Genomic DNA, 25482 nt, shown 5'->3' with positions numbered 1-25482 from the left:
TGGCGCCCGCACAGGCAACATCACTGCCCAGGGCTGAGCACCCGTTCCAGCTCTGCCGCCCGCTCGCGGGTCATGTCCAGCCCACACATCCCGCCTTCGAGTTGGGCCATCGTCCCGCCGCTGGCTTGCACGTGGAACTTGCAGTTGCCATCACGGTAAGCGATCCACTGGCGCTGAACATCGCGCAAGCTCTTCTTCGGCTCCGCTTCGAGCTTGCCCATCAGTTGCTTGTAAACCCGGTTCAACCGCGCATCCTGCAGCTGGGTTTCGGCCTGGATGCAACTGCTCATGGCCAGCGTACTGGAAGCCTTGTCCATGCACTGGGTATAGCTCGGCGAGTTGTCCTCGGCCATTGCCACAGGCATGCAACATGCCAAGGCCAACCCCATCAGATACTGCTTGCTCATCGCCATCTCCTGGTCCATATCAAAACGCCTGCGGCTGCTCAGGAGGCATCAGTACCTTGCCGGGCACAAAGCGCAGCGACGGCATTTGCGTGGCGGCATACAACGCCAGCGCCAGTGCTGCGATCAGCGCCACGTCGAGCCAGCGCCAGCCCGGCATGTCCTGTGCACTGCGCGCCTTCCAGACATGCCATGCCTGCCCTGCGCAGAACACCACGATAGACGCCAGCCAAAGGTAAAAACCGGCACCAAAGCCCGTACGGTCCTGAAACGCGTAGCTGATGTTATCCGGCAGCCGTTCGATGCCAAAGCTGCTGGCCGCCAGGTACAACGCAGCCAACCCGGCTAGCAGCGCCAGGCGGCGGAAACGCCGGTGGGCAAGGACTGCGATTGCCAGCAGCGGGTTGGCAAACCACTGAAACAGCCCGAACGGAACGCCCCATGGCCCGTACAGCAACATCTGCAAGGCCGGCATGTGCCTGCCGGCGGTCATCAGCGCGCCATCGAAACACAGGCCGAGCAAATACAGGGCAAGGCTGAAGGTGAGGTAAAAAGCCGTCATGCAACGGGTGGCTCGAGCAACAAGCCGTAGATGCCCGAGTCGGACAACTCACCCGCCACGCACCAGCGTGCGCGCAACGTGCCTTCAAGGACGAAGCCCTGGCGCTCCAGCGTACGTGCCGAGCCATTGTTGCGCGGGTCGATCTCGGCCTCCAGGCGGCGCATGTGCAGGGTATGGGCGAGGTAGTCGATGAAGCAGGTCAGTGCCTCGTCCATGTAGCCCCTGCCCTGCACTGCGCTGGCCAGGCAATAGCCGATCTCGCCACGGCGGGAGGTGTCATCGATGTTGAACAGCTGGACCATGCCGATCAGTTCGCCAGTGTCACGGCGGTACATGCCCAGCTTGAGCTGGTCACCATTGGCATAGGCCTCGCGGTCGGCAGCCAGTGCGCTTTGTGCCTCGGCCAGGTCTTGCCAGGGGGCATGGTGCCAATAGCGCATGACCTCGGGGTCGGCCATGATCGTCAGCCATTGCTGGGCATCGGCGTGGCGCATCGGGCGCAACTGCAGGCGCGGGCTGTCGAGGCAGAGGTCGGTGGGGAAACTTCGGGGTGGGGTCACGCCGCATCTCCTGTCCATTGCTGGGGAAATGACAGTTTAACGTCATGTGGGAGGGCTGGGGCATGCCTGGTGTTTCAGGGGGTATTGAAGACTGAGCGCCGCGCGGGCGGCGCTCGATCTCAAGTGCGCTGGGCGAACACGCTTCAGGCCCCGCGGTTCAAGCCCATTTCCATGTCATTGATCAGCGCCTTGGCCATGGCACTTAGAATGCGCGCGGCGCTGCCGGCAACGAGGTTGCCCTCCATCTCGGCTTCCTCACTCAAGTGCCGAATGCACCCAAGCAGAACGGAAAGTTCGTCAAACGCGTGATCGAGCGGCACTCCCGGCTGGATGGCATACAGATCGAGAAACGTCTCTTGGCCAACCGTGGTTCGCGCTTTCAGGTCATCACTCATGCGCCCTCTCCAACGTGCTCATATGGCCGAAAAGGGCCCGCAGGAGCTCGGTGTGGATGCCCATGTTATCCAGCACCACCTTGCGTTGGTCTTCGCCCACGGTGCTGAGGTAGAGCTCGATGGTGCGCGAAAGGCTGTCCATGAGGGCGGCGGCATGGGCCTTGGCGTCTTCAAGGGAAAGGTCGGCGATTATCGAGATGTAGGGAATGGGGAAGCTGTCGGGGGGATCGGGTACGATTTTTTTCATGGTGAACTCCAATGACATTTCTAGGAGCAACCACCCTGGTCCTTCTCACAGATTGGGGTGGCAGCCGTGCGCGAGGTGAGAAGCCCGTGTTGGAGTCACCACGGTCAGGCCTAAGCCTGCACGCGCACAGCTGCCATAAAAACGGCCGACTACCAACAACGAGTTCTCACACTCGCTCGCCATATGGGCGAACCGTGAAGTTATCGCTGTAGTCCTTCCCCGCCTATCAGGCGGCATCCGACACGCATCGTAGGATAATTCGCCAAGCCCGTCTTTCTGAAGCATTTGGTTTCAGGTTCAGAAACTTCTTACACATGACTGGCGATGCGATTGTTGTAGGAGCGGCCTTGTGTCGCGAAAGGGCCGCAAAGCGGCCCCAGCGATACCTGTCGCGACGCTAAAATCCTGAGGGCGCTTCGCCCCCTTTCGCGACACAAGGCCGCTCCTACGATGACCGTGTCGCCGGTGGTCAGGCCACCTCGGCCCCATCATCCGGCCAATGCGGCTCGTTGGCCCCCGGTGGCGTCAGCGGCGGCAAACCATAAGCAGCACGTGCATCGTCGCAACTGGGGTTGTGTACGCCCCCCTCCCACGACGCTTCGAACTCACGGCAAGGGCTGGAACGGTTGGCGTAAATGGTGCACGCCACCTCGGTGCCGATCTCGCCCTTGAGGCTGACGCAGCGGCACGGCTTGGCATCGGTGCCGATCATGGCTACCCGGGTTGGGTTGATCTGCACCACCAGGTCATCGGGCACAACGCCACCGGCTGACTGGCATTCGCCCCAGAAGAAGGACACACGGAAGTACCCGCAGCAGGCGCCGCAGTCAAGGCAAGGGTTGTATTCGGACATGATGGCACGGAGGGGGAAGGTTATTGTTATCGGGGCTGGCCCGCGGCGCCATTTGTAATCGAAGCCAGGTCGGCTGAGAAGAGGGGCAACGAAAAATAGTTTGCCGTCGATCCGGCAAACATCAGGGGCCGCATGGCGGCCCCTGAAACTGCACTATTTGCGGCTCAGGCCATCAGCCCGGAACATCTGCCGGATGCCCCGTATCGCCTGGCGAATCCGGTCCTGGTTTTCGATCAGGGCGAAGCGCACGTGGTCATCACCGTAATCGCCAAAACCGATGCCCGGCGAGACACACACCTTGGCTTCAGCCAGCAGCTTCTTGGCAAATTCCAACGACCCCAGGTGGGCGTACTGCTCGGGTATCTTGGCCCAGACATACATCGACGCCTTGGGGTTCTCGACCATCCAGCCCAGCTCGTGCAGGCCTTTGACCAACAGGTTGCGGCGCTGGCGGTACTGCTCGGCGATGTCGCGCACACACTGCTGGTCACCTTCGAGCGCCGCGATCGCCGCGACCTGCAAGGGGGTGAACGTGCCGTAGTCGTGGTAGCTCTTGATTCGCGCCAGGGCGCTGACCAGCTCAGGGTTGCCGACCATGAAACCGATCCGCCAGCCGGCCATGTTGTAGCTCTTGGACAGCGTGAAAAACTCCACGGCAATGTCCTTGGCACCCGGCACCTGCATGATCGACGGCGCCTTCCAGCCGTCGTAGACGATATCGGCGTAGGCCAGGTCGTGCACCACCAGCACGTCATACTGCTTTGCCAAGGCCACCACCCGCTCGAAGAAGTCCAGCTCCACGCATTGGGCAGTGGGGTTGGACGGGAAGCCGAGGATCATCATCTTAGGCTTGGGGATGGACTCGCGGATCGCGCGCTCGAGCTCGTTGAAGAAGTCCACACCGGGCACCAGCGGCACCGAACGCACCTGGGCACCGGCGATCACTGCGCCGTAGATGTGGATCGGGTAGCTCGGGTTGGGCACCAGCACAGTGTCGCCCTGGTCGAGCGTGGCCAGCATCAAGTGGGCCAGGCCTTCCTTCGAGCCAATGGTGACGATGGCTTCGCTTTCCGGGTCGATGTCGACCTCGTAGCGCTGCTTGTACCAGTTGGAAATGGCCCGGCGCAGGCGCGGGATGCCGCGAGAGGTGGAATAGCCGTGGGTGTCTTCACGCTGGGCAACCTGCACCAGCTTCTCGACGATGTGCGGCGGGGTAGCGCCATCGGGGTTGCCCATGCTCAGGTCGATGATGTCCTCGCCACGGCGGCGGGCAGCCATCTTGAGCTCGGCAGTGATGTTGAAGACGTAGGGGGGGAGACGATCGATGCGCGCAAAACGGCGCGGCGAACCTTGGTCGGCCATGGTTTCCTCTGAGTACGTAAGCGCCCGGAACCGTCCGAGCGACGCTGGCCGATGTGGCGGCCTGAATCAGAAGATAATGCCGAAACAGCATGACTGTAAAGGACATAATCCTGTTTTGTTAGAACTTTTCAGATGTATTTTTTGAAAACCAGATTTTTAATGTTTCAAGCCCATGATAGGGCCGGAATCGAAAAAAAACCCCGGCACATGGCCGGGGTTTTCGTGTAACAGGCGACTGTATCAGCGTGCGTAGGTCATCAGCACGTCCGCAGCGGTCTGGCTGTCCACACCCATCATCACGCTCAGGGCGGTAACGGTGAGGATGGAGAAGCCGAATACCTTGCGGGCCCACTTGCTGTCGTCCTCGGCCTTGTAACCACCCCAGGCCATGTACAGCCAGTACAGGCCCATGGCAGCTGCCACGGCCAGGTAGCCGAGGCCGGCGTAACCGCCGAGGGTGAGCATCAGGGTAGCGAGCACGAAGGCCAGCACGTACAGCACGATCTGCTTCTTCGCCGCGAGGATGCCACGTGCCACCGGCAGGACCGGAATGTTGGCAGCGCTGTAATCCTTGAAGCGGAAGATTGCGATCGCGAAGCTGTGCGGCATCTGCCACAGGCTGAACATCACCAGCAGGGTCACTGCCGCCAGGTCGAAGCTGTTGCTCACGGCGCAGTAGCCGATCACCGGAGGCATGGCACCGGACAGGCTGCCAACCAAGGTGCCGTGCACCGATTTGCGCTTCAGCCAGAGGCTGTAGAAACCGACGTAGACGATGAACCCGATCAGCGCACAGAACGCCGCCAGCGGGTTGGCCTGGACATACAGCAGGCTGAAGCCCGCCACCCCGAGGAGGGTGGCGTAGACCAGCGCGAGGGTCAGCGACATGCCGCCCTGGACCATGACGCGGTTCTTGGTACGTTCCATCTTGATATCGATGTCGCGGTCGATGCAGTTGTTGAACACGCAACCGGACGCAACCACCAGGGACGTACCTATTACCACCGCCAGGAACAGGGCGAAGTCTACATGGCCCTTCGAGGCAAGGAAGAAACCGCCTGCCACGGAAAGCACGTTACCGAAAATGATCCCCGGTTTGGTGATTTGGATAAAGTGCTTAACGGACATGCAGTCTTACCTCACTTGGCCATCATTTCGTAGTGGATGCTGAACATGATCCACAGCGACAGGCCGACCAGCAGTGCAATCACCATGGTGGTGAACAGGAACGTCGACACGTTGGAACGCTGCTCTTTCGAGCGGTCCATGTGCAGGAAGTACACGAGGTGCACTACCACCTGGATGACGGCCATGGCCACCACGATCAGGACGGTCAGGTTCTTCGGCAGGCTCGGGTACATCACCAGGCCGAACGGGATCGCGGTCAGGATGATCGACAGTACAAAGCCGATCATGTAGGACTTCACGCTGCCGTGGTTACCTTCGTGATGAGTGTCGTGTGCGTTAGCCATTACAGAACCCCCAGCAGGTAAACGACGGTGAATACGCAGATCCAGACCACGTCCAGGAAGTGCCAGAACAGGCTCAGGCAGCTCATGCGGGTCTTGGCGGTCGGCGTGATGCCGTGCTTGTTGATCTGGTACATCATGATTGCCATCCAGATCAGGCCGGCGGTCACGTGCAGGCCGTGGGTGCCTACCAGGGCGAAGAAGCCCGACAGGAAGCCACTGCGCTGCGGGCCGTAGCCCTCAGCGATCAGGTGATGGAACTCGTAGATTTCCATCGCGATGAACGCAGCGCCGAACAGGAAGGTCACTGCCAACCAGCCCAGCACGCCTGCTTTCTTGCCGTCGAACATCTTCAGCATGGCGAAGCCGAAGGTGATCGAGGACAGCAGCAGGAACAGCGTTTCTACAGCTACAAAATCGAGCTGGAAGATGTCATGACCCGACGGGCCGCCGGCAAAACTGCCGGACAGCACCGCGTAGGTGGCGAAGAGCGACGCAAACAGGATGCAGTCGGTCATCAGGTACAGCCAGAAACCGAGTACGGTCATCTGGCCCGAGTCGTGGTGGTGATCGTCGTGCCCATGGTCGTGACCATGAGCAGCGCCGTGGATTACTTGACTGGACATTGATTACACCCGCTCAAACGATTCGACACGTGCGCCGGCAGGCAGAGCACCTGCTTTGGCCAGCGCTTTCATGCGCTCGCCTTCGATGCGCGCCACTTCTTCGGCCGGAACCATGTAGCCCTGGTCGTCACGCGCAGCGTGGCGAACGAAGACAGCGATGGTCGCAACCAGGCTCGCGCCCACCAGCCACCAGATGTGCCAGATGAAGGCGAAGCCGAAGACGGTCAGGAACAGGCCCATGAACAAGCCGGTAGCAGTGTTGCTCGGCATGTGGATCGGCTCATACTTGCTCGGTGCCTTGTAGGCAACACCGGCTTCCTTGGCTTCGTGCCAGCAGTCCAGGCCAACTTTCTCAGGCATGTGGGCGAAGTTGTAGAACGGAGGTGGCGACGAAGTCGACCATTCCAGGGTACGGCCGCCCCATGGGTCGCCGGTCACGTCCAGGTTCTGGTTGCGGTCGCGGACCGAAACGTAGATCTGGATCAGCTGGCAAGCGATACCGAACAGGATCAGCACGGCGCCGACGACGGCAACGTACAGGTAGGGTTCCCACAGCGGGTTGTCGGAGTGGTTCAGACGACGGGTCATGCCCATGAAGCCCAGGGCATACAGCGGCATGAACGCAACGTAGAAGCCCGAGATCCAGAACCAGAAGGCAGCTTTGCCCCACTTCTCGTTCAGGGTGAAGCCGAAGGCTTTCGGGAACCAGAAGGCGAAGCCGGCAATGTAGCCGAATACCGCACCACCGATGATCACGTTGTGGAAGTGAGCGATAACGAACAGGCTGTTGTGCAGCACGAAGTCAGCACCTGGAACAGCCAGCAGAACGCCGGTCATGCCACCAATGGAGAAGGTGATCATGAAGCCCAGGGTCCACATCATCGGTGCGGTGAAGCGCACACGGCCCTGGTACATGGTGAACAGCCAGTTGAACAGCTTCACACCCGTCGGAATGGAGATCAGCATCGTCGCCAGGCCGAAGAAGGTGTTGACGCTGGCGCCGGCACCCATGGTGAAGAAGTGGTGCAGCCATACGGCAAAGCCCAGGATGGCGATCGCGCCCGATGCGTAGATCATCGAGTGGTGGCCGAACAGACGCTTGCCGGAGAAGGTCGAAGTCACTTCCGAGAACACGCCGAAGGCCGGCAGGATCAGGATGTAAACCTCAGGGTGACCCCACGCCCAGAACAGGTTGACGTACATCATCGGGTTCCCACCAAGCTCGTTGGTGAAAATGTGGAAGTCCAGATAACGGTCAACAGTCAGCAGTGCGAGTGCAGCGGTCAGGATCGGGAAGGAAGCGACGATCAGCACGTTGGCCCAGGTGCAGGTCCAGGTGAAGATCGGCATGTCCATCAGTTTCATGCCAGGTGCGCGCATCTTCATCACGGTGACGAGGAAGTTCACACCGGTTAGCGTCGTACCCAATCCGGATAGCTGTAGCGCCCAGATGTAGTAGTCGACACCCACCCCAGGGCTGTACTGAATGCCCGCGAGCGGCGGATAGGCAACCCAGCCGGTCTTGGCGAATTCACCAACGCCCAGCGAGATGTTGACCAGCAGCACGCCTGCCAGCAGCAGGTAGAAGCTCAGGGAGTTCAGGAACGGGAAGGCAACGTCACGTGCACCGATCTGCAGAGGAACCGCCAGGTTCATCAGGCCGGTGAAGAACGGCATCGCCATGAAGATGATCATGATCACACCGTGAGCGGTGAAGATCTGGTCATAGTGTTCAGGCGGCAGATAGCCTTCGGAGCCGCCGGTAGCAGCAGCCAGCTGGGTACGCATCATGATGGCGTCGGCAAAGCCGCGCAGCAGCATGATCATCGCGACGATGATGTACATCACCCCGATTTTCTTGTGGTCGACCGTGGTCAGCCACTCGGTCCACAAGTAGGTCCACTTGCGGAAATAGGTGATAAGGCCGACGACAGCGATACCGCCGAGCGCGATCATGGCAAGCGTCACCATGACTATCGGCTCGTGATAGGGTATCGCCTCCAGGCTTAATTTACCGAACATCTCTTACTCCTCTGCACCGGCAGCTGGTTGCGTACTCGATTCCACACCCGTGGTGGTGGCCAGATCTTTGCTGCCTGCTTCTTCGTGGACCGGCTTGCCGCGGTTCATGCCTTCGTACTTGTCGACGATGGTCTGGAACAGCTCCGCTGGCGCCTCGCTGTACAGCGCGACTGGGTTGTATTCGCTAGGTTTGGCCAGTGCTTCGTACTCGGCCTTGCCCAGTTTCAGAGGCGACTGCTTCACTTCGGCGACCCACTTGTCGAAGTCTTCCTGGGAAGTGGCAGTAGCCTTGAATTTCATGCCGGTGAAGCCAGCACCGCTGTAATTGGCGCTGATACCGTCAAACACGCCGTTTTCGTTGGCGATCAGGTGCAACTTGGTGGTCATGCCGGCCATGGCGTAGATCTGGCCGCCCAGGCCCGGGATGAAGAACGAGTTCATCACGGCGTCGGAGGTGACGCGGAAGTTGACCGGGGTGTTAGCCGGGAAGTTGATCTTGTTGACCGTCGCGATGCCCTGCTCCGGGTAGATGAACAGCCACTTCCAGTCCAGTGCGACCACGTCGATCTGGATCGGCTTCACGTCCGAATCCAGCGGACGGTATGGGTCCAGCTTGTGGGTGGACTTGTAGGTGACATAACCCAGGGCAATGATGATCAGGATCGGGATGATCCACACCGCAGCCTCGATCTTGGTCGAGTGCGACCAGTCCGGGGTGTAGGTGGCAGCCTTGTTGGAAGCACGGTACTTCCAGGCGAAGGCCACGGTCATGATGATGACCGGGATCACCACCAGCAACATCAGGCCGGTAGCGATGAGGATGAGGTTCTTTTGCTCAATGCCGACCTGACCTTTCGGGTCGAGCAGGGTCCAGTTGCACCCGCTGAGTAAAAGCATGCCTAAAAAGGGCAATATGCCAAACAGTCTGGGGTAACGCTTTTTACTCATCTCACGACCTCTAGATCAGCTTGCTTCAATGCAATTTGTGTTTTGGTAGCCAACACTTCGTCCTGCCAAGTGAGGCATTTCGCGCCCGAATACGCTCCTGCCTGGGGTCCGACTGCAGGACCTTGGCTCAAGCGTGTTAGCGGTGCTTATGGTTTCGTAGGCAACAGGCCTGTACTTCAGACCAAGTCCATTTGGTGCGGGAAAACGCGGAGGGGTATCCGCCCGGTATCGCCGCTGGGCGAAACTTGACGAAGTCAGCAAAAGAAAGCGCTGGGGCTTCCTTCAATCCTGCGACTCGCAAGCAGTGCCGAACGGAAATTGGGGGCGATTGTAGTGAGGTCGCCAACCCTTGACTATGACTTATTGAGCAACAGTCTTTTACAGAATACGTAACAATACTGGTCAAAAATTCAACTTCGCGACAGTTTGTCGCACCCCGCTTGATAGGCCTCAAACCCGCATTGCGCAAGGCTTTGTGGTTGATCTGGATCAAGCGGGAGGCGACTTTTCCCTCTTCTCTGTGGGTGCAAAAGACCACAGCAAATTCGGGACTTATGTCTAAGGCTGGCGCCGATTGCGGTAGATGCCCAGCGGAACCAGGATGGCCGTCAGCACGAACGCCATCAGTGCCCATTGCGCCAGGGACAAACCGAGGATCGGCGGGTATGGCGTGCTGCAGAAACCGTCGACCTGGAATGCGAGCGGCCAGAGCTTGGCCAGCGGCAGGTCGTCGACGATCGGCTGCAAGGTATCGATACCGCAACTGACCATGGGGTTGGCGAGTATATACACATGGTTGCCGGCCGCAACGATTCCGCCAATTGCGCTCAGCACCACCAGCCCTTCGAACAACGTCAGGCTGCGCCGCCCGGGCATCGCGGCGGCGATGAAGGCAAACACGGCGATGAACAGCAGGGCATAGCGTTGCAGGATGCACAGTGGGCAGGGGGCTTCGCCGAGCACCACCTGCATGTACAAAGCGCCACCGATCAGGGCGAGACAGATCACCCCCAGCAGCACCAGAAAGCGCCGTTCCCGATTCAGGCGCGATGTTTGTTCGTTCATTGCCGGTTCCTTCGATGGATAGGGGCAGCGTGGTCCACCTGCCTGGCGCAAGTCTACACGCAGGTCTGACCGTTAGCGTGTCGAGGAAGCGGCAAGACAGCACTGCGAGGGCTATCCGGAGTGGGCTTGAGACCGGCTGGTGTGACATCGGTTCAACGCCGGCCGGTAAAAAAGCGGCTGCCCGGGCGCCGCGCAGGGGCGAGCCCCTCGACACCCGGGAGTGAAGGATACAGTGATTAAAGGACGATTAACGATGAAAGATGGCTGGCGCGGTTCATCTTTCCTTTATATGTAAAGCAGCCCAGAAACCACAGGTACGGCAGCGTACCTGTGGGAGCCGGCCTGGCGGCAATAGGGTCAGAACAGTCAGTAGATCACTCCAGAGCTGCCGCCGGCCCGAAGAACTCATAGCGGCTCTGCTGCTGGGGCACACCCAGCTCTTTGAGGTAACGCTTGATCACCGCCATGAAACCCTTGGGCCCGAGGAAGTACGCATCCACGTCACGCTCACCCGGCATCCATTCACCCAAAAGCTCCTGGCTCAACAGCCCCACCGCGTTCGCATCGCGCGAACCATCATCCTCGGCATAGCAATAAAAGCGCTTGAGCTGCGGGTGACGCTCGGCCAGCCCATCGACCCAGTCACGGAACGCATGCACCCCTGCATTGCGCGCACAGTGGATGAAATGCACCGGTCGCTTGGTTTCAAGGGCCGCCTCGAGCATGGCCAGGGTCGGTGTGATGCCGACACCACCGCTGATCAGCACCAGCGGCCTGTCACTGGCGGCAAGGGTGAAATCACCAGACGGCGGGAACAGTTGCACGGTACTGCCGACCATCATTTCATGATGCAGGTAGTTGGACACCTTGCCGCCCGCCTCACGCTTGACGCTGATGCGGTATTGCTTGCCATCGCACAAGGCCGACAGCGAATAATTGCGACGCTGCTCGGCGCCGTCGATGAATAGCTGCAAGCCGATGTACTGGCCCGGCTCAGCCTTGAGCACCGGTTTGCCGTCGACAGGAGCGAAGTAGAACGAAACGATCTCGCTGCTTTCCTGCTCGCGGCGTACCAGGCGGAATTCGCGGGTACCGCGCCAGCCACCGGCAGCCTCTTCCTTCTGTTTGTAGAGGCCTTCCTCGGCGCCAATGAGGATCTCGGCCAACTGCCCATAGGCCGCGCCCCAGGCAGCGATCACCTCTGCAGTGGCGATTTCCTTGCCGAGCACCTCCTCGATGGCACGCAGCAGGCAGCTGCCGACGATCGGATAATGCTCCGGCAGGATCTGCAAGGCGACATGCTTGTTGATGATCTGGCCGACCAGGCCGCCGAGCTGTTCCAGCTGGTCGATGTGCCGGGCGTACATCAGCACGCCGTTGGCCAGGGCGCGCGGCTGGTCGCCACTGGCCTGATGCGCCTGGTTGAACAGTGGGCGCACTTGCGGATACTCGCTGAGCATCAATTTGTAGAAGTGGGTGGTCAGCGCCTCTCCACCGGTTTCCAGCAGCGGGACAGTGGCTTTGATGATTGCACGTTGTTCGGCATTGAGCATTGCAACAACTCCTGAGCCAGAGGCTTCGAATGGTTGCATGTGCAGTATCAGTATTCGTGCCAACCTTAAATATCAATAAAATCAGTATGTTGGCTAAGTACATGTCAAAACGACCAGGCACGGCGTATAGTCATTTGGACCAATAGGAGTCCTTATGACTGCAAAGCCGCTGCTCACCGCCCTGCTCCCCTTGGTCAGCGACCTGTCCCGTGACCTGCCCGAAGAGGAACGCTACCGCCGCCTGCTACAAGCCATGCGCGGCTTGCTGCCCTGCGATGCCGCTGCACTGCTGCGGCTCGATGGCGAATGGCTGGTGCCACTGGCTGTCGACGGTTTGTCTGCCGATACCCTGGGCCGGCGCTTCAAAGTCAGCGAGCATCCGCGCTTCCAGGTTTTGCTCAGCCGCGCCGAGCCCACCCGCTTTCCCAGCGACTCCCAGTTGCCCGACCCCTATGACGGCCTGGTCAATGCCCACGACGTCGACCTTCACGTGCATGACTGCATGGGCTGCCCGCTGATGGTCGACGAGCGCCCATGGGGCCTGGTAACCCTCGATGCCCTCACCCCGGGCCAGTTCCAAAGCCTGGAGCTCGATGCCCTGCAGGCCTTCGCCAGCCTGGCAGCCGCCACGGTCACGGTGGCCGAACGCATCGAGCACCTGGCACTGCGCGCCGAGGATGAGCACCAGCGCGCCGAAATCTATCGCCAGGCCAGCGGCCAGGACAAAGAGCTGATTGGCCAAAGCCCGGCGCACAAGCGCCTGCTGGATGAAATACGCCTGGTTGGCGGTAGCGACCTGACCGTGCTGATCACCGGCGAAACTGGCGTGGGCAAGGAACTGGTGGCCCAGGCCCTGCACCAGGCCAGCCACCGTGCCAACAAGCCCCTGATCAGCCTCAACTGCGCCGCGCTGCCCGACACGCTGGTGGAAAGCGAACTGTTCGGCCATGTGCGCGGGGCCTTTACCGGCGCCCACGGTGAGCGTCGCGGCAAGTTCGAACTGGCCAACGGCGGCACGCTGTTTCTCGACGAAGTGGGCGAACTGCCGCTGGCGGTGCAGGCAAAGCTGCTGCGGGTATTGCAAAGCGGGCAACTGCAGCGCCTGGGCTCAGACCGCGAACACACAGTGGATGTGCGCCTGATCGCAGCAACCAACCGCGACCTTGCCGCGGAGGTGCGCAACGGCAACTACCGCGCCGACTTCTATCACCGCCTGAGCGTGTACCCGCTGCAGGTGCCGCCGCTACGCGAGCGTGGGCGCGATGTGCTGCTATTGGCAGGCTACTTCCTCGAACAGAATCGATCACGACTGGGCCTGAACAGCCTACGCCTGAGCAATGAAGCGCAAGCGGCGCTACTGGCCTACGACTGGCCAGGCAACGTGCGCGAACTGGAACACCTGATCGGCCGCTCGGCCCTCAAGGCCATGGGCCAGCACCCGGACCGGCCACGCATCCTTACCCTGCAAGCCAGTGACCTGGACCTGCGTACCGTGGCGAGCGTGGTACAGGCCCCCTCCCCTGCCCCCCTGCCTGCGCCGTCGCTGGCCGAAGGTGGCTTGCGCGAAGCGGTCGACGGCTACCAGCGCCAGATCATCGATGCCTGCCTGCAGCGCCATCAGGACAACTGGGCCGCCGCCGCACGCGAACTGGGCCTGGATCGCGCCAATTTAAACCGCTTGGCTCGGCGCCTGGGCCTGCGCTAGACGCGTTTCCTACCAAAGGATTAACCCAGAAAGCCTCTGGTTGCTTTCCGTTGCGCTGCTATATCTCCCTTACCACCGGTAACAGGGCCGTTCATACGGCCGGGCTGCGTTCTCCTGCACAAGCGGTTGCGCCAGCAGGATCGCCAACGCCGACCCTGTGTACCGCACACCAGCAGGGAGCATCCATGGACAACATCGTCGTCGCCGACAAGCAAACCACCGTCGCCACCCAGAATGCCTGGGGCAATATCACGCTCAACAGCCCAGGCGTGGTGCAGATGCCCGTTGCGCCCGACCAGGTGGCAACCGTGACCCGACGGGGTCAGGACCTGATCGTCACTCTCAAATCGGGTGAAAAGGTCACCGTCGGCAACTTCTTTGCCGTGGACCAGGCGGGTGTCGGCAGTGACATGGTCTTCGTCGGCGAAGACGGCACCCTGTGGCACGCCAACTACGATGCCGAAGCCTTCACCGGTTTCACCTTCGAGGAAGTCGCCTCGCTCGATGAACTGGTCGCAGGCATCGGCGTCGCTGGCAGCGAAACCCCGACCTGGGCGATTGCCGGGCTGAGCCTGCTGGGCGTTGGCGGCGCTGCCGCCGCCGCAGGCAGCGGTGGTGGCGGCAGCGGCGGCGGCGGCTCCGCACCGGGCGACACCACGCCACCCGCCACGCCTATCGACCTGCTGGTTTCGCCCGATGGCCTGCGCCTGACTGGCCGCGGCGAGGCAGGTGCCACGGTGAATGTACGCGATGGCGCCGGCAACCTGATCGGCAGCGGCACGGTGGGCGCCGACGGTACGTTCGACATCACCTTGAACTCGCCCCAGGTCAATGGCGAAAGCCTGGATGTGAGTTTGACCGATGCCGCTGGCAACACCTCACCCGCAACAGCCGTCAACGCACCGGATAACGGGGTCGGCAACCCGCCCGACACCACGCCACCCGCACAACCGACCGACTTGGCCGTCAGCGCTGACGGCAGAGTAGTCAGCGGGCGTGCCGAACCAGGTAGTACCGTGCGCGTGCTCGCAGCGGACGGCACCACGGTACTGGGTAGCGTGATCGTGGGCGCCAACGGTGCGTTCAGCATCACCCTCGACCCACCGCTGGTCGACGGCGAGCAGTTGCAGATAACGGCCACCGATGCCGCCGGCAACACCTCCACTGCCGGCACCGTCACCGCGCCGGACATCGACACGGGCGGTGGTGACACCACTGCGCCAACGCCCGCCAGTGGCCTGATCATCAGCGCCGATGGCCGTACCGTTTCGGGGCGCGGGGAAGCGGGGGCAACGGTAACCGTATCGAACGACCAGGGCCAGGTCGTGGGCACCGGGACGGTGCAGCCTGATGGCACCTTTACCCTGCAACTGACCCCGCCGGTGACCGATGGCTCGTCGCTGCAAGTGACCTTGACCGATGCCGCTGGCAACGTATCGACGACAAGCCCCCTGACGGCACCGGACCTGATAGCCCCCGGGCAACCGACCGGGCTGACGCTGAGCGATGGTCAAACGCTGACCGGCAATGCCGAACCCGGTGCACGGGTGGAGGTGCGCGACGCCTCCGGTGCCCTGATCGGCAGCGCTATCGCCGGGCCGGACGGCAGCTTCAGCCTCACTCTCGACCCGGCCCAAGCCAACGGTGACGCCTTGGCCATCACAGTCACCGATGCCGCCGGCAACAGCTCCGCCCCGCTGGCTTATACCGCCCCGGACATTACTGCCCCGGGCCTCATCACCGGCGTGGTGGTGGGCGCCGGCAGCGTCGTGATATCGGGCCGCGGTGAAGCGGGTGCCACAGTGCAAGTGCTGGATGCCGACGGCAATGTGATCGGCAGTGGCACCGTGGCAGCCAATGGCACCTTCCTGGTCGAACTGGATGCTCCAGTGGCTGCGGGCGAAAGCATCGTGCTGGTACAAACCGATGCTGCCGGCAATCCGTCGCCTGAGCTCAGCATCATCGTGCCACAGACCCCGGTCCCGGAAGGCCCTGCCGGGGTGGTGGTAGCCCCCGATGGCTCGTCCGTCAGCGGCACCGCTCCGGCAGGCAGCCTGGTGGAGGTGCGCGATGCCCAAGGCAATGTGCTGGGCAGCGTGCAAGTGGGCAATGACGGCAACTTCACCGTCGCCCTTGATCCCGCTCAGGCTAATGGTGAGCTGCTCGATGTGGTGGCCCTGGACGCCGACGGCAACAGCTCACTGCCGACCCAGGTCGGTGCACCGGACATCACCCCGCCGAACCCGGCCAGTGACCTGCAACTGAGCGCCGATGGCGTCACTCTCACTGGCCGCGGTGAGCCTGGGGCCAGCGTGCAAGTCAGCGATGCCCAGGGCACGCTGCTGGGCACTGCCGTGGTCGGCGCGAACGGCGTCTTCACCCTCACCCTCACACCGGGCCAGACCGATGGCCAGATGCTCGACGTGGTGCTGCGTGACGCTGCGGGCAATACCTCGACCGCAACCCTGACCGCGCCGGACCTGGACGGCCCACTGCAACCTTCCGGGCTGGCCATCGACAGCGCAGGCCTGCACCTCACCGGGCAGGGCCAGAGTGGCTCGATCGTCACGGTACGTGCGGCGGACGGTACCGTGCTGGGCACAGCGACAGTCGGCGCCGACGGGCGCTTCGATGTCACCCTCGACCCGCCACAGCGCAACGGCGAAAGCCTCACCGTGGAGGCCACCGACAATCTCGGCAACAGTGCCGGCCCGGTCGACTTCACCGCCCCCGACAGCACCCCACCGCAAGTTGTCGGCAACCCGAGCATCGACGACAGCGGCACCACCGTTACCGGCACTGGCGAACCAGGTGCCACGGTGATCGTGCGCAGCCCCGACGGCGCGGTGCTGGGCAGCGTCGAGGTGGCCGGCGACGGCACCTTCGAACTCACCCTGGCCCCTCCACAGACCAATGGCCAGGCCTTGACCGTTGAACAACGCGACCCGACCGGTAACGTGTCAGCAGCGGTCGACCTGCCTGCTCCGGACAACGAGGCGCCCGACACCCCCACCGGCCTGGCCCTTACCGCCGATGGCACCGTGGTTACCGGTAGCGGCGAACCCGGCGCGCAAGTGCGCGTCACCGGCACTGGCGGCGCAGTATTGGGCACCGCCGTGGTGGAGGCCGACGGTAGCTTCCGGGTAACCATCGACCCACCGCAACTCAACGGTCAGACGCTGTCCGTCACCCAGGCGGACGCTGCGGGCAACACTTCCGCTGCCGACACTGTCACTGCCAACGACCTCGAAGCACCGCAACCAGCACAAGGCCTGGGGCTGAACGCAGATGGCAGTGTGCTGAGCGGGCAAGGTGAGCCAGGCGCCACCGTAGAAGTGCGCGATGCCGGCGGGCAACTGCTGGGCGATGCCCAAGTGCAGCCTGACGGCAGCTTCACCGTGACCCTCGCCCCACCCCAGACCAACGGCGAAGTACTGTCGGTGGTGCTTGTCGACGGCGAGGGCAATACATCGCCATCGGCCACCTTCACCGCTGACGATACAACCGGCCCCGCCGCCCCCACAGGCCTGCAAGTCAGTGCCGATGGCACAGCGCTGCAAGGCAACGGCGAGGTGGGCTCCACCGTTGAAGTGCGCAATGCCAACGGCGACCTGCTGGGCACGGTCGTGGTCCCGGTGGGTGGCAACTTCAGCGTGCCGCTGTCACCGGCCCAACTGGATGGCCAGAGCCTCGACGTCACCCTCACCGATGCTGCCGGCAACACCTCCACCGCAGCCCAGGCCACTGCGCCGGACCTTACACCCCCTGCACTGCCGACCGATGTCAGCGTGAGCCCTGATGGCACCACTGTGACCGGCAACGCACCCGGGGCCAGCTCGGTCACGGTGACCGACCCCAATGGCACTGTCGTCACCGTTGCAGTGAACGGCGATGGCAGTTTCAGCGTACCGCTGGATACCCCGCTCACCAATGGCGAGACCCTGACCGTGGTGGTCAGCGACGCAGCCGGCAACGACTCTGGCGCATCGACCGTCACCGCGCCGGATACCACCCCGCCCGCTGCGGCGACCGACATCACGGTCAGCCCGGATGGCGGCTTTATCGGTGGTACGGCCGAACCCGGCACCACCATCATCGTTCGCGACGGCACCACTGACCTGGGCACCGCAACCGCCGGGCCGGACGGCACCTTCGTTGTCGAAGTCGACCCACCCCTGGTTTCCGGCGACACCGTGCAGGTAGTGGTCCGAGACGACGGTGGCAACGAGACCACGGTCGACGTGGCCGGGCCAGACGGCACCGAAGTCGCTACACCAACCGCCCTGACCATCAGTGCCGACGGCTTCCTCCTGACGGGCGAAGGCACCGTGGGCTCGCTTATCACCGTGACCTCCGGCGGCACCACACTGGGCACCGCGACGGTCGGCAGCGACGGCATCTTCCGAGTGTTCTTCAGCGACGCCCAGCTCAATGCCCAGACCCTGCAGGTCAGCGCACGCCTTACAGCCGGCGGTAAACCCTCGGTACCGGCCACCATCGTTGCAGAGGACAGCACCGCGCCGGATGCCCCCACCCAGCTAGCCCTCGACCGCAGCGGCAGCACCCTCATCGGCCAAGGCGAGGTGGGTGCGACCGTGCGCGTGGTCGATGCCCAAGGCACTGAACTGGGCACAGCCATCGTCGGCAGTAACGGGTTGTTCAGCGTCAGCCTGACACCCCAGCAAGCCAACGGCCAGAACCTCACCGTTACCCAGAGCGACGCCGCGGGCAATACCTCGCTCGCCGCAACCTTGCAGGCGCCTGATCTGCAAGCGCCTGATGCTGCCACCGGCCTGAGCCTGAACAGCGCGGCAACCGTAGTCAGCGGCCAAGGTGAGGCGGGCGCGACGGTGACCGTGCGCGATGCCAGTGGCGCGGTACTGGCCACAGGTACCGTCAACCAGAGCGGCCAGTTCCAGGTCACCCTGCCAAATGCACAGACCACCGGCAGCGCCTTGCAGGTCACCCTCAGCGATGCCGCTGGCAATGTGTCTGGCCCGGCGAGCCTGGCAACGCCGGACCGCACGCCACCGGCTGCGGTCGACAACCCGGTGCTCAGCGCCGATGGCAAACAGCTGTCAGGCAGTGGCGAAGCCGGCGCCACCGTGCAAGTGCGCAACGCCGCCGGCACCGTGGTCGGCACCGCGACCGTGGGCGCCGATGGCCGGTTTACGGTCACCTTCGATACCCCACAGGCAACCGGCCAGGCCCTCGGTGTGAGCCAGGTGGATGCAGCGGGCAACACTTCGCCTGCTGTCACCCTCAGTACAGCCGACCTCACCCCACCAGCCCCACTGACCAATGTGGTGCTCAACAACAATGGCCTGACCCTCACCGGCCTGGGTGAAGCGGGTGCCAGCGTAACCGTGCGCGGCCCCGATGGCACCATCATTGGCACAGGCGTGGTGGCCGCCAACGGCAGCTTCACCCTCACCCTGACCAGTGCGCAACTTGACGCCCAGAACTTGAGCGTGACCCAGACCGACGCGGGCAACAACACATCACCTCCTGTTGCAGTGACTGCACCGGACCTCACCCCACCAGCGGCGCCAGCCGACCTCGCCCTGGCCAGTACCGGCCTGCAGCTGAGCGGCAGCGCCGAAGCAGGCAGCACGGTCACTGTGCGTGATGCCGCAGGCAATATCCTGGGCACCGCCGTGGTCAGCAGCAATGGCACCTTCCAGGTCACCCTGAGCAGCGCCCAGACCAACGGCCAGACTTTGCAGGTTACCGCCACAGATGCCGCAGGCAACGTGTCGCCTGCCGCGCCTTACACCGCTGCCGATACCACACCGCCCACCGCCGTCGCCAACCTGGCCGTCGCCGCCGACGGCGCCAGCCTTACAGGTACTGGCGAAGCCGGCGCCACGGTCACCGTGCGTGCGCCCGACGGCACCTCGCTGGGGGCCGCCACGGTCGGCAGCGATGGCCGTTTCACCGTAGCGCTCAGCCCTGCAGCCACAGCCGGCGAAAGCCTCAGCGTGACCCAGGCCGATGCCGCGCAGAATGCCTCGCCGGCACAGACCGTGACCGCGCCGGGCAACCTGGCACCGGACATTCCGGACAACCTGACGCTCTCAGCCGATGGCCTGGTGGTTACCGGCAATGCATCCCCTGGTAGCACCGTCAATGTGTATGGGCCTGACGGCGTGCTGTTGGGCACTGCGCCAGTCGGCAATGACGGCAGTTTCACGGTCAACCTCGACAGCGCCCAGGCCAACGGCGAAGTCTTGCAGGTCAGTGCCGTGGGCACCGACGGCAGTGCTTCGCTGCCTGCGACCCTGCAGGCACAGGACACCACCGCCCCGCAACCGCTGACCAACCTGGTGCTGAGCAGCGACGGCCTGACGCTCACCGGCCGCGGTGAACCGGGCGCCACAGTGGCCGTGATCGGCGAAGGCGGTGTCGACCTGGGCACTGCCGTGGTCGATGCCAGTGGCAACTTCAGCATTGGCCTGAGCACCGCACAGATCAATGGCGAACAACTCAGTGCACAGCAGACGGACGCCGCGGGCAACGAGTCCGACAGTGTCAGCCTGACTGCGCCCGACCGTGTGGCACCTGATGCTGCCGGCAACCTGGCATTTGCCGGCGGCGGCAGCCTGCTCAACGGTACCGGCGAGGCCGGCAGCACCGTCAAAGTGCTGGCTGCCGATGGCAGCACACTGGGCAGCGCGGTGGTCCGCGCCGACGGTACCTTCCAGGTCACCCTCAGCGCACCACAGGCCAACGGCCAGCAGGTGCAGGTGATACTGACCGATGCCGCCGGCAACCAGTCCGACCCCAGCGCGATCACTGCGGCCGATACCACCCCACCGGCCGCCCCCACTGAACTTGCGATTTCCAGCGACGGGGTTACCCTCACCGGCCGCGGCGAGCCCGGCGCGCAGGTCAGCGTCAGCAACGCGCAGGGCGACGAAATCGGTACGGCAGTGGTCGATGCCAGCGGTAACTTCACCGTCACGCTCAACCCGGCGCTGGGCAACGCCGAACTGCTCAGCCTCAGCCAGGCCGACGCAGCCGGCAACGTGTCGGCAGCCGCCACGTTGCAAACGCCTGACTTCACGCCGCCGGCCATCCTCACCGAGGTGGCCATCAATGCCGATGGCAGCGTGGTCACCGGCCTTGGCGAACCGGGCGCTACCGTCACAGTGACCAATGCCGCAGGCGTACTGCTCGGTACGGCCATTGTGCTCGCCGATGGCAGCTTCTCGGTGGAACTGGCGCCCGCCCAGATCAACCAGCAAGTGCTGGCGGTACAGCAGGCCGACCCACCCGGCAACATCAGCACGCCGGTCACGATCGATGCACCCGACCTCACGCCACCGGCACCGGCAACCGAACTGCGCCTCAATGCTGCCGGCGATCAGTTGAGCGGCGTCGGCGAAGCAGGCACCACGGTAAGGGTATACCTGGGCACCACTGAAATCGGCACCGCCACGGTGGCTGCCGACGGCACCTTCGTGGTCGACCTCAGCTCGCCGCAGCTCAATGGCCAAAGCCTTCAGGTAACCCTGACAGACGAAAGCGAAAACGTATCGCCCAACAGCTCGGTCACCGCGGTCGATACCACGCCGCCGGCTGCGGTTGTCGCGTTGCTCAACGACAGCGGCACCCAACTCACCGGTAGCGGCGAAGCAGGGGCGCGCATCACCGTGATGAACGACCGTGGCGACATGGTCGGCCAGGGCGTGATCGACCCTGACGGCACCTTCGTGCTTGACCTGACAACCCCACAGATCGACGGCCAGGTACTGACCGTCGTCGCTCAGGACGTCACCGGCAACCCCTCCGCGCCATTCGAAGTGACCGCACCGGACTTGGTGCCACCAGCGCAACCTGCCGACTTGGCGCTGGACCCGACGGGCACGCTACTGATCGGTAGTGCCGAACCCGGCAGTACCATCACCGTGCGTGGCCCGGACAACACCATTGTCGGCACCGTCCAGGCCACCGTAGACGGCACCTTCAGCGTGACGTTGAGCCCGGCGCAGACCAACGGTCAACTGCTGACCGTGGTCGCCACCGATGAGGCGGGCAACGCCTCGCTGCCAGCCACCTACCAGGCTGCCGACACGTCACCACCTGCTCTGGTCACCAACCTGGCAATCAATACCGACTACGACGTGCTGACCGGGCGCGGTGAGCCTAACGCCACAGTGACTGTCAGCCTGGCAGGCAATGTGATTGGCACCGGCGTGGTCGATGCCAACGGTAACTTCTCCATCGAACTCGAACCCGCACCTGGCTCGGTCGCGACATTGGCTGTGACCCAAAGCGACGGTACCAATACCTCGGCAGTGCAGACCTACATCACCCCGCTTATCCCACCACCAGCGCCCCCCACCAATGTGGTGCTGAACGCCGATGGCCTGACCCTCACGGGTAACGCCACCAGCGGGGCGTCCATCCGTGTCTATGACAATGAGGGCAATTTGATCGGCACGGGTGCAGCGGACCTCAACGGCGACTTCAGTCTCCAGCTCGACAGCGCCCAGTTGAATGGGCAATCGCTCTCGGTCACTGCCGTGGACCTGGTAGGCGGCGAATCGCAGCCAGTATTCGTGCAGGCGGACGACACCACTGCGCCGGCCAACCCGGTGGTCACTGCGCTGTCCGCCAATGGCCTGGTGCTTACCGGTACCGGCGAAGCCAATGCCACGGTCACCGTGCGTGATGCCAGTGGCAATGTGCTCGGCACCGGCGTGGTCAACGCTGGCGGCGTGTTCAGCATCAACCTGGCCAGCGCGCAGCTCAACGGCCAGGTACTCGGTGTGACGCAGGTCGACGTTGCACAGAATGCCTCGGGCAGCACCAGCTATACCGCGCCGGACACACAGGCGCCAGCTGCACCGACCAGCCTTGCCGTGACCGGCGCAGGCACCGTACTGACCGGCGTCGGCGAGCCCGGCGCGACAGTCACCGTCACCGGCCCGGGCGGTCCGTTGGGCAGCGCCGTGGTACAACCCGACGGCAGCTTCACCGTCACCCTCAGCAGCACGCAGAACGACGGGCAGTTGCTTACCGTGCGCCAGTCCGATGCCGCCGGCAACCAGTCCGGCAGCGCCAGCATCACTGCACCGGACACCACGCCACCCGCCGCGCCAGTGGCCGCCATCAACGCCAACGGCACCACGGTAAGCGGCTCTGGCCAGATCGGCAGCACCGTCACCGTGCGCGACACTGCAGGCACGGTGCTGGGCACCGCCACAGTGGGCAGCAACGGCCTGTTCGTGGTCAGCCTGGCGGCGGCGCAAATCGACAACCAGGCCCTGACAGTCACCTTGACCGATGCCACCGGCAACACCTCGACCGGCACCGCACTGACCGCTCCAGACCTCACCCCGCCAGCGCTGGCCAGCAACCTGGTGATCAGCGCCGACGGCAGCACCCTGACCGGCAGCGGCGAGCCTGGCGCCACGGTCACAGTGCGCAGCTCCACCGGCACCGTCCTGCAAACCGGCACGGTGCAGCCCGACGGCACCTTCTCCGTAACCCTGCCCCCTGCCCAGGACAACGGCCAGACACTGTCGGTATCGCTGACCGATCCACGCAACAACGCCTCCGGCAGCGTTGCCATCACCGCACCGGACGTGGACGCCAACGCACCGGTGACCGCCAGCGACAATCTGGCCACCGCCACCGTCAACCTGGCACCGGTTGTCGCCACGCAGACCTACTCCGACAGTTTCACCACACTGCTGGCGGGCTTCAGCAAGACCTACACCTGGACCGTCGACGCCGGCACCACGGTGGACCCGACCCTGACGCTGACCACCAGCAGTGCCCTGGCCCTGCTCGACAATGCCACCTTCACCCTGCAGGTGAAAGACGCGTCCGGGGCCTGGGTGACTTTGGCTACCGGTAACAGCCTGGGCCTGCTCGACCTGATTCTGCTCCCCTTGGGCGAGGGGGTGCAGGTCGACATCGGCGAACTGCAGGCCGGTGAATACCGCCTGACCGTAGGCAGCGGCGGCATCGGCCTGGTGACCAACGTCACCACCACGCTGGACATCGAAACCTCCAGCCTGACCGAGCTCACCGGCACCGGTACCCCCACTACCGGCAACGTCATCACCGACCCCGGTGTCGACGGCACCACCGATGCCCGTGGCCCGGACAGCAGCGCCGTGCTGCAGGTGCTCAAGAACGGCAGCTACGTCACCGCCGGCAGCGCCACCGAGGTGCAGGGCCTGTATGGCACCCTGGTGATCCGCGCCGATGGCAGCTACACCTACACGCCGAACGGCACCCCATCCAGCGTCGGCAAGGTGGACGTGTTCAGCTACCAACTGGTGCACGGCAACGGCCTGACCGATGTCGCCAACCTCTACGTGCGGATCGACAGCCCGCAAGCCACGGAGGTCTGGAGCGATAGCAACCTCAGCGCGCCCGCCACGGTGGTCGATGCCGTCAACGACATCGACAGCACCAACATCAGCCTGGCAAACCGGGTGGACACCGACAGCGGCACACTCGGAACGCTGCCCCTGCCGCTGATCGGCTCGCGGCAGGCGATCTACGAGACCAGCGTTGCCGCCGATACCACCGCCAACCTGCAAGTGGTGCTCAACTCCGCCAACCTGCTGGGCCTGCTCAACGGCACCACCATCGCCCTTTACAAACTCAACACGGCTACCGGCCAGTACGTACTTGTGCAGTCTGTGCCCGGCAGTTCGCTGATCAGCCTGCTCGGCGGCGGCTCGGCCTACACCTTCCAGAACCAAGGCCCAGGTGCCTACGAGATCCGTGTCAGCGCAGGTGGCATCGGCCTGCTCAGTTCGATCACTACCAGCCTCAACACCACCACCACGTACACCAACGAGTTCGTGGTCAGCGGCTACACCCCAGTGACCGGCAACCTGTTGACCGACACCGCCGGCGGCGGTGCCGACAACCTGGGTTCGACGCTGACTGTGCTCAGCGTGCTGGTAGCGGCCAACACCTACGCCATCCCCGGTTACAACGGCGTCAGCGTGACCGGCACCTACGGCACGCTTTTGGTGAACGCTGACGGCAGCTACACCTATACCCTCAAGGAGGGCCTGACCTCGGCAGTGGTCGGCCAACAGGACACTTTCACCTACGAACTGACGCACCCCAACGGCACCACCGATACCGCAACGCTGACCATCAACCTGGACAACGCTGCCGGGCTCACCGCGACCACCTCGCTGCTGGCTGACGGCGGCGACGAGGGTGCGGCCCTGGCCAGTGTCGCCGCGGCTGCCTCCGCCGAGGTGATTGCCGGCACCGATGGCAATGACCAACTCGATGGCAGCCAGGGCGGGCAGATCAGCCTGCAGGGCGGGGCCGGCGACGACACCCTCGTGGTGGTGGACCAGGCCTTTGCCAGCGTCGAGGGCGGTAGCGGTACCGACACCCTGCTGTGGGGCGGCGGCGATGCCAGCATCGACCTGGGCTCCCTGGCCGGGCGTGTCCACGACATCGAAATCATCGACCTCAACGACACCAGCGCGGTAGCCCTGACGCTGAACCTGGCGGATGTGGTGGCCGTCACCGAAAGCGGCAGCAGCACGCTGCTGATCAAAGGCGACGACAAGGATTCGGTGCACATGACCGACACCTGGAGCCTGACCGGCAGCCAGAGCGCCGACGGCATCGACTATAACCAATACACGGCCCAGGAGGACCCGAGCCACCACCTGTGGGTGCAAAACGGCATTCATGTCGTCTGAGGCCGCAGTAAC

The 25482-nt window shown here is 63.5% G+C and carries 16 protein-coding genes; 2 read left to right on the top strand and 14 right to left on the bottom strand.

What is annotated here, in order from left to right:
• Positions 1–20: 20 nt before the first annotated feature.
• From EGJ09_RS05610 to hmpA, 14 genes are all read right to left on the bottom strand, one after another.
• Positions 21–407, bottom strand: a complete 387-nt coding sequence (locus tag EGJ09_RS05610) for a lysozyme inhibitor LprI family protein (RefSeq protein WP_125923424.1) — start codon at positions 405–407, stop codon at positions 21–23.
• A gap of 19 nt (positions 408–426) precedes the next feature.
• Positions 427–966, bottom strand: a complete 540-nt coding sequence (locus EGJ09_RS05605; protein ID WP_115273908.1) for a hypothetical protein — start codon at positions 964–966, stop codon at positions 427–429.
• Positions 963–1526 carry a GNAT family N-acetyltransferase gene (locus EGJ09_RS05600; RefSeq protein ID WP_012316174.1) on the bottom strand — a complete coding sequence of 188 codons (564 nt, stop codon included), beginning with the start codon at positions 1524–1526 and terminating at the stop codon, positions 963–965. The genes EGJ09_RS05605 and EGJ09_RS05600 overlap by 4 nt, the downstream gene beginning before the upstream one ends.
• A 143-nt stretch (positions 1527–1669) precedes the next feature.
• Positions 1670–1921 (bottom strand): DUF3077 domain-containing protein, encoded by a 252-nt coding sequence (locus tag EGJ09_RS05595; protein ID WP_012316175.1) that lies wholly within the window; start codon positions 1919–1921, stop codon positions 1670–1672.
• A complete protein-coding gene (locus EGJ09_RS05590; protein ID WP_125923423.1) occupies positions 1914–2168 on the bottom strand; it encodes a hypothetical protein in 255 nt (84 codons plus the stop codon). Before EGJ09_RS05590 ends, EGJ09_RS05595 begins: the two co-directional genes overlap by 8 nt.
• A gap of 469 nt (positions 2169–2637) precedes the next feature.
• Positions 2638–3021 (bottom strand): YkgJ family cysteine cluster protein, encoded by a 384-nt coding sequence (locus tag EGJ09_RS05585; protein WP_012316177.1) that lies wholly within the window; start codon positions 3019–3021, stop codon positions 2638–2640.
• Positions 3022–3174: 153 nt separating this feature from the next.
• Positions 3175–4383, bottom strand: a complete 1209-nt coding sequence (gene alaC / locus EGJ09_RS05580; RefSeq protein ID WP_125923422.1) for an alanine transaminase — start codon at positions 4381–4383, stop codon at positions 3175–3177.
• 240 nt (positions 4384–4623) lie between these two features.
• Positions 4624–5511, bottom strand: a complete 888-nt coding sequence (gene cyoE, locus EGJ09_RS05575) for a heme o synthase (protein ID WP_046784501.1) — start codon at positions 5509–5511, stop codon at positions 4624–4626.
• 11 nt (positions 5512–5522) lie between these two features.
• Positions 5523–5855 carry a cytochrome o ubiquinol oxidase subunit IV gene (gene cyoD / locus EGJ09_RS05570; protein ID WP_012316180.1) on the bottom strand — a complete coding sequence of 111 codons (333 nt, stop codon included), beginning with the start codon at positions 5853–5855 and terminating at the stop codon, positions 5523–5525.
• Positions 5855–6478: a cytochrome o ubiquinol oxidase subunit III gene (gene cyoC, locus EGJ09_RS05565; RefSeq protein WP_012316181.1), complete on the bottom strand. Its 624-nt coding sequence runs from the start codon at positions 6476–6478 to the stop codon at positions 5855–5857. Before cyoC ends, cyoD begins: the two co-directional genes overlap by 1 nt.
• 3 nt (positions 6479–6481) lie before the next feature.
• A complete protein-coding gene (gene cyoB, locus EGJ09_RS05560) occupies positions 6482–8500 on the bottom strand; it encodes a cytochrome o ubiquinol oxidase subunit I (RefSeq protein WP_125923421.1) in 2019 nt (672 codons plus the stop codon).
• A 3-nt stretch (positions 8501–8503) separates the two neighbouring features.
• Positions 8504–9448, bottom strand: coding sequence for a ubiquinol oxidase subunit II (cyoA, locus tag EGJ09_RS05555; RefSeq protein ID WP_012316183.1), 945 nt, complete (start codon positions 9446–9448; stop codon positions 8504–8506).
• A gap of 558 nt (positions 9449–10006) precedes the next feature.
• Entirely contained in the window at positions 10007–10513 is a 507-nt protein-coding gene (locus EGJ09_RS05545; RefSeq protein ID WP_039601973.1) for a disulfide bond formation protein B, read from the bottom strand.
• A gap of 374 nt (positions 10514–10887) precedes the next feature.
• The gene (hmpA, locus tag EGJ09_RS05540; protein WP_125923420.1) at positions 10888–12066 is read right to left on the bottom strand and encodes an NO-inducible flavohemoprotein; all 1179 of its coding nucleotides are present in this window, start codon (positions 12064–12066) and stop codon (positions 10888–10890) included.
• Positions 12067–12220: 154 nt separating this feature from the next.
• On the opposite strand from hmpA, the gene norR reads away from it, so the two are divergent.
• Positions 12221–13771 (top strand): nitric oxide reductase transcriptional regulator NorR, encoded by a 1551-nt coding sequence (norR, locus tag EGJ09_RS05535; protein WP_125923419.1) that lies wholly within the window; start codon positions 12221–12223, stop codon positions 13769–13771.
• 185 nt (positions 13772–13956) lie between these two features.
• Positions 13957–25470: a BapA/Bap/LapF family large adhesin gene (locus tag EGJ09_RS05530; RefSeq protein ID WP_125923418.1), complete on the top strand. Its 11514-nt coding sequence runs from the start codon at positions 13957–13959 to the stop codon at positions 25468–25470.
• Positions 25471–25482 lie beyond the last annotated feature (12 nt).

Source organism: Pseudomonas sp. p106 (genome assembly GCF_003936645.1).
GTDB lineage: Bacteria > Pseudomonadota > Gammaproteobacteria > Pseudomonadales > Pseudomonadaceae > Aquipseudomonas > Aquipseudomonas putida_E.
The sequence above is the reverse complement of the archived record's forward strand: the minus strand, read 5'-3'. Positions and strand labels throughout refer to the sequence as shown.

Excerpts from the sequence above, each read along its gene's own strand:
- EGJ09_RS05610 (WP_125923424.1), bottom strand. The coding sequence starts at position 407 with ATGAGCAAGCAGTATCTGATGGGGTTGGCCTTGGCATGTTGCATGCCT.
- EGJ09_RS05605 (WP_115273908.1), bottom strand. The coding sequence starts at position 966 with ATGACGGCTTTTTACCTCACCTTCAGCCTTGCCCTGTATTTGCTCGGC.
- EGJ09_RS05595 (WP_012316175.1), bottom strand. The coding sequence starts at position 1,921 with ATGAGTGATGACCTGAAAGCGCGAACCACGGTTGGCCAAGAGACGTTT.
- EGJ09_RS05590 (WP_125923423.1), bottom strand. The coding sequence starts at position 2,168 with ATGAAAAAAATCGTACCCGATCCCCCCGACAGCTTCCCCATTCCCTAC.
- EGJ09_RS05585 (WP_012316177.1), bottom strand. The coding sequence starts at position 3,021 with ATGTCCGAATACAACCCTTGCCTTGACTGCGGCGCCTGCTGCGGGTAC.
- alaC (WP_125923422.1), bottom strand. The coding sequence starts at position 4,383 with ATGGCCGACCAAGGTTCGCCGCGCCGTTTTGCGCGCATCGATCGTCTC.
- cyoE (WP_046784501.1), bottom strand. The coding sequence starts at position 5,511 with ATGTCCGTTAAGCACTTTATCCAAATCACCAAACCGGGGATCATTTTC.
- cyoD (WP_012316180.1), bottom strand. The coding sequence starts at position 5,855 with ATGGCTAACGCACACGACACTCATCACGAAGGTAACCACGGCAGCGTG.
- cyoC (WP_012316181.1), bottom strand. The coding sequence starts at position 6,478 with ATGTCCAGTCAAGTAATCCACGGCGCTGCTCATGGTCACGACCATGGG.
- cyoB (WP_125923421.1), bottom strand. The coding sequence starts at position 8,500 with ATGTTCGGTAAATTAAGCCTGGAGGCGATACCCTATCACGAGCCGATA.
- cyoA (WP_012316183.1), bottom strand. The coding sequence starts at position 9,448 with ATGAGTAAAAAGCGTTACCCCAGACTGTTTGGCATATTGCCCTTTTTA.
- EGJ09_RS05545 (WP_039601973.1), bottom strand. The coding sequence starts at position 10,513 with ATGAACGAACAAACATCGCGCCTGAATCGGGAACGGCGCTTTCTGGTG.
- hmpA (WP_125923420.1), bottom strand. The coding sequence starts at position 12,066 with ATGCTCAATGCCGAACAACGTGCAATCATCAAAGCCACTGTCCCGCTG.
- norR (WP_125923419.1), top strand. The coding sequence starts at position 12,221 with ATGACTGCAAAGCCGCTGCTCACCGCCCTGCTCCCCTTGGTCAGCGAC.
- EGJ09_RS05530 (WP_125923418.1), top strand. The coding sequence starts at position 13,957 with ATGGACAACATCGTCGTCGCCGACAAGCAAACCACCGTCGCCACCCAG.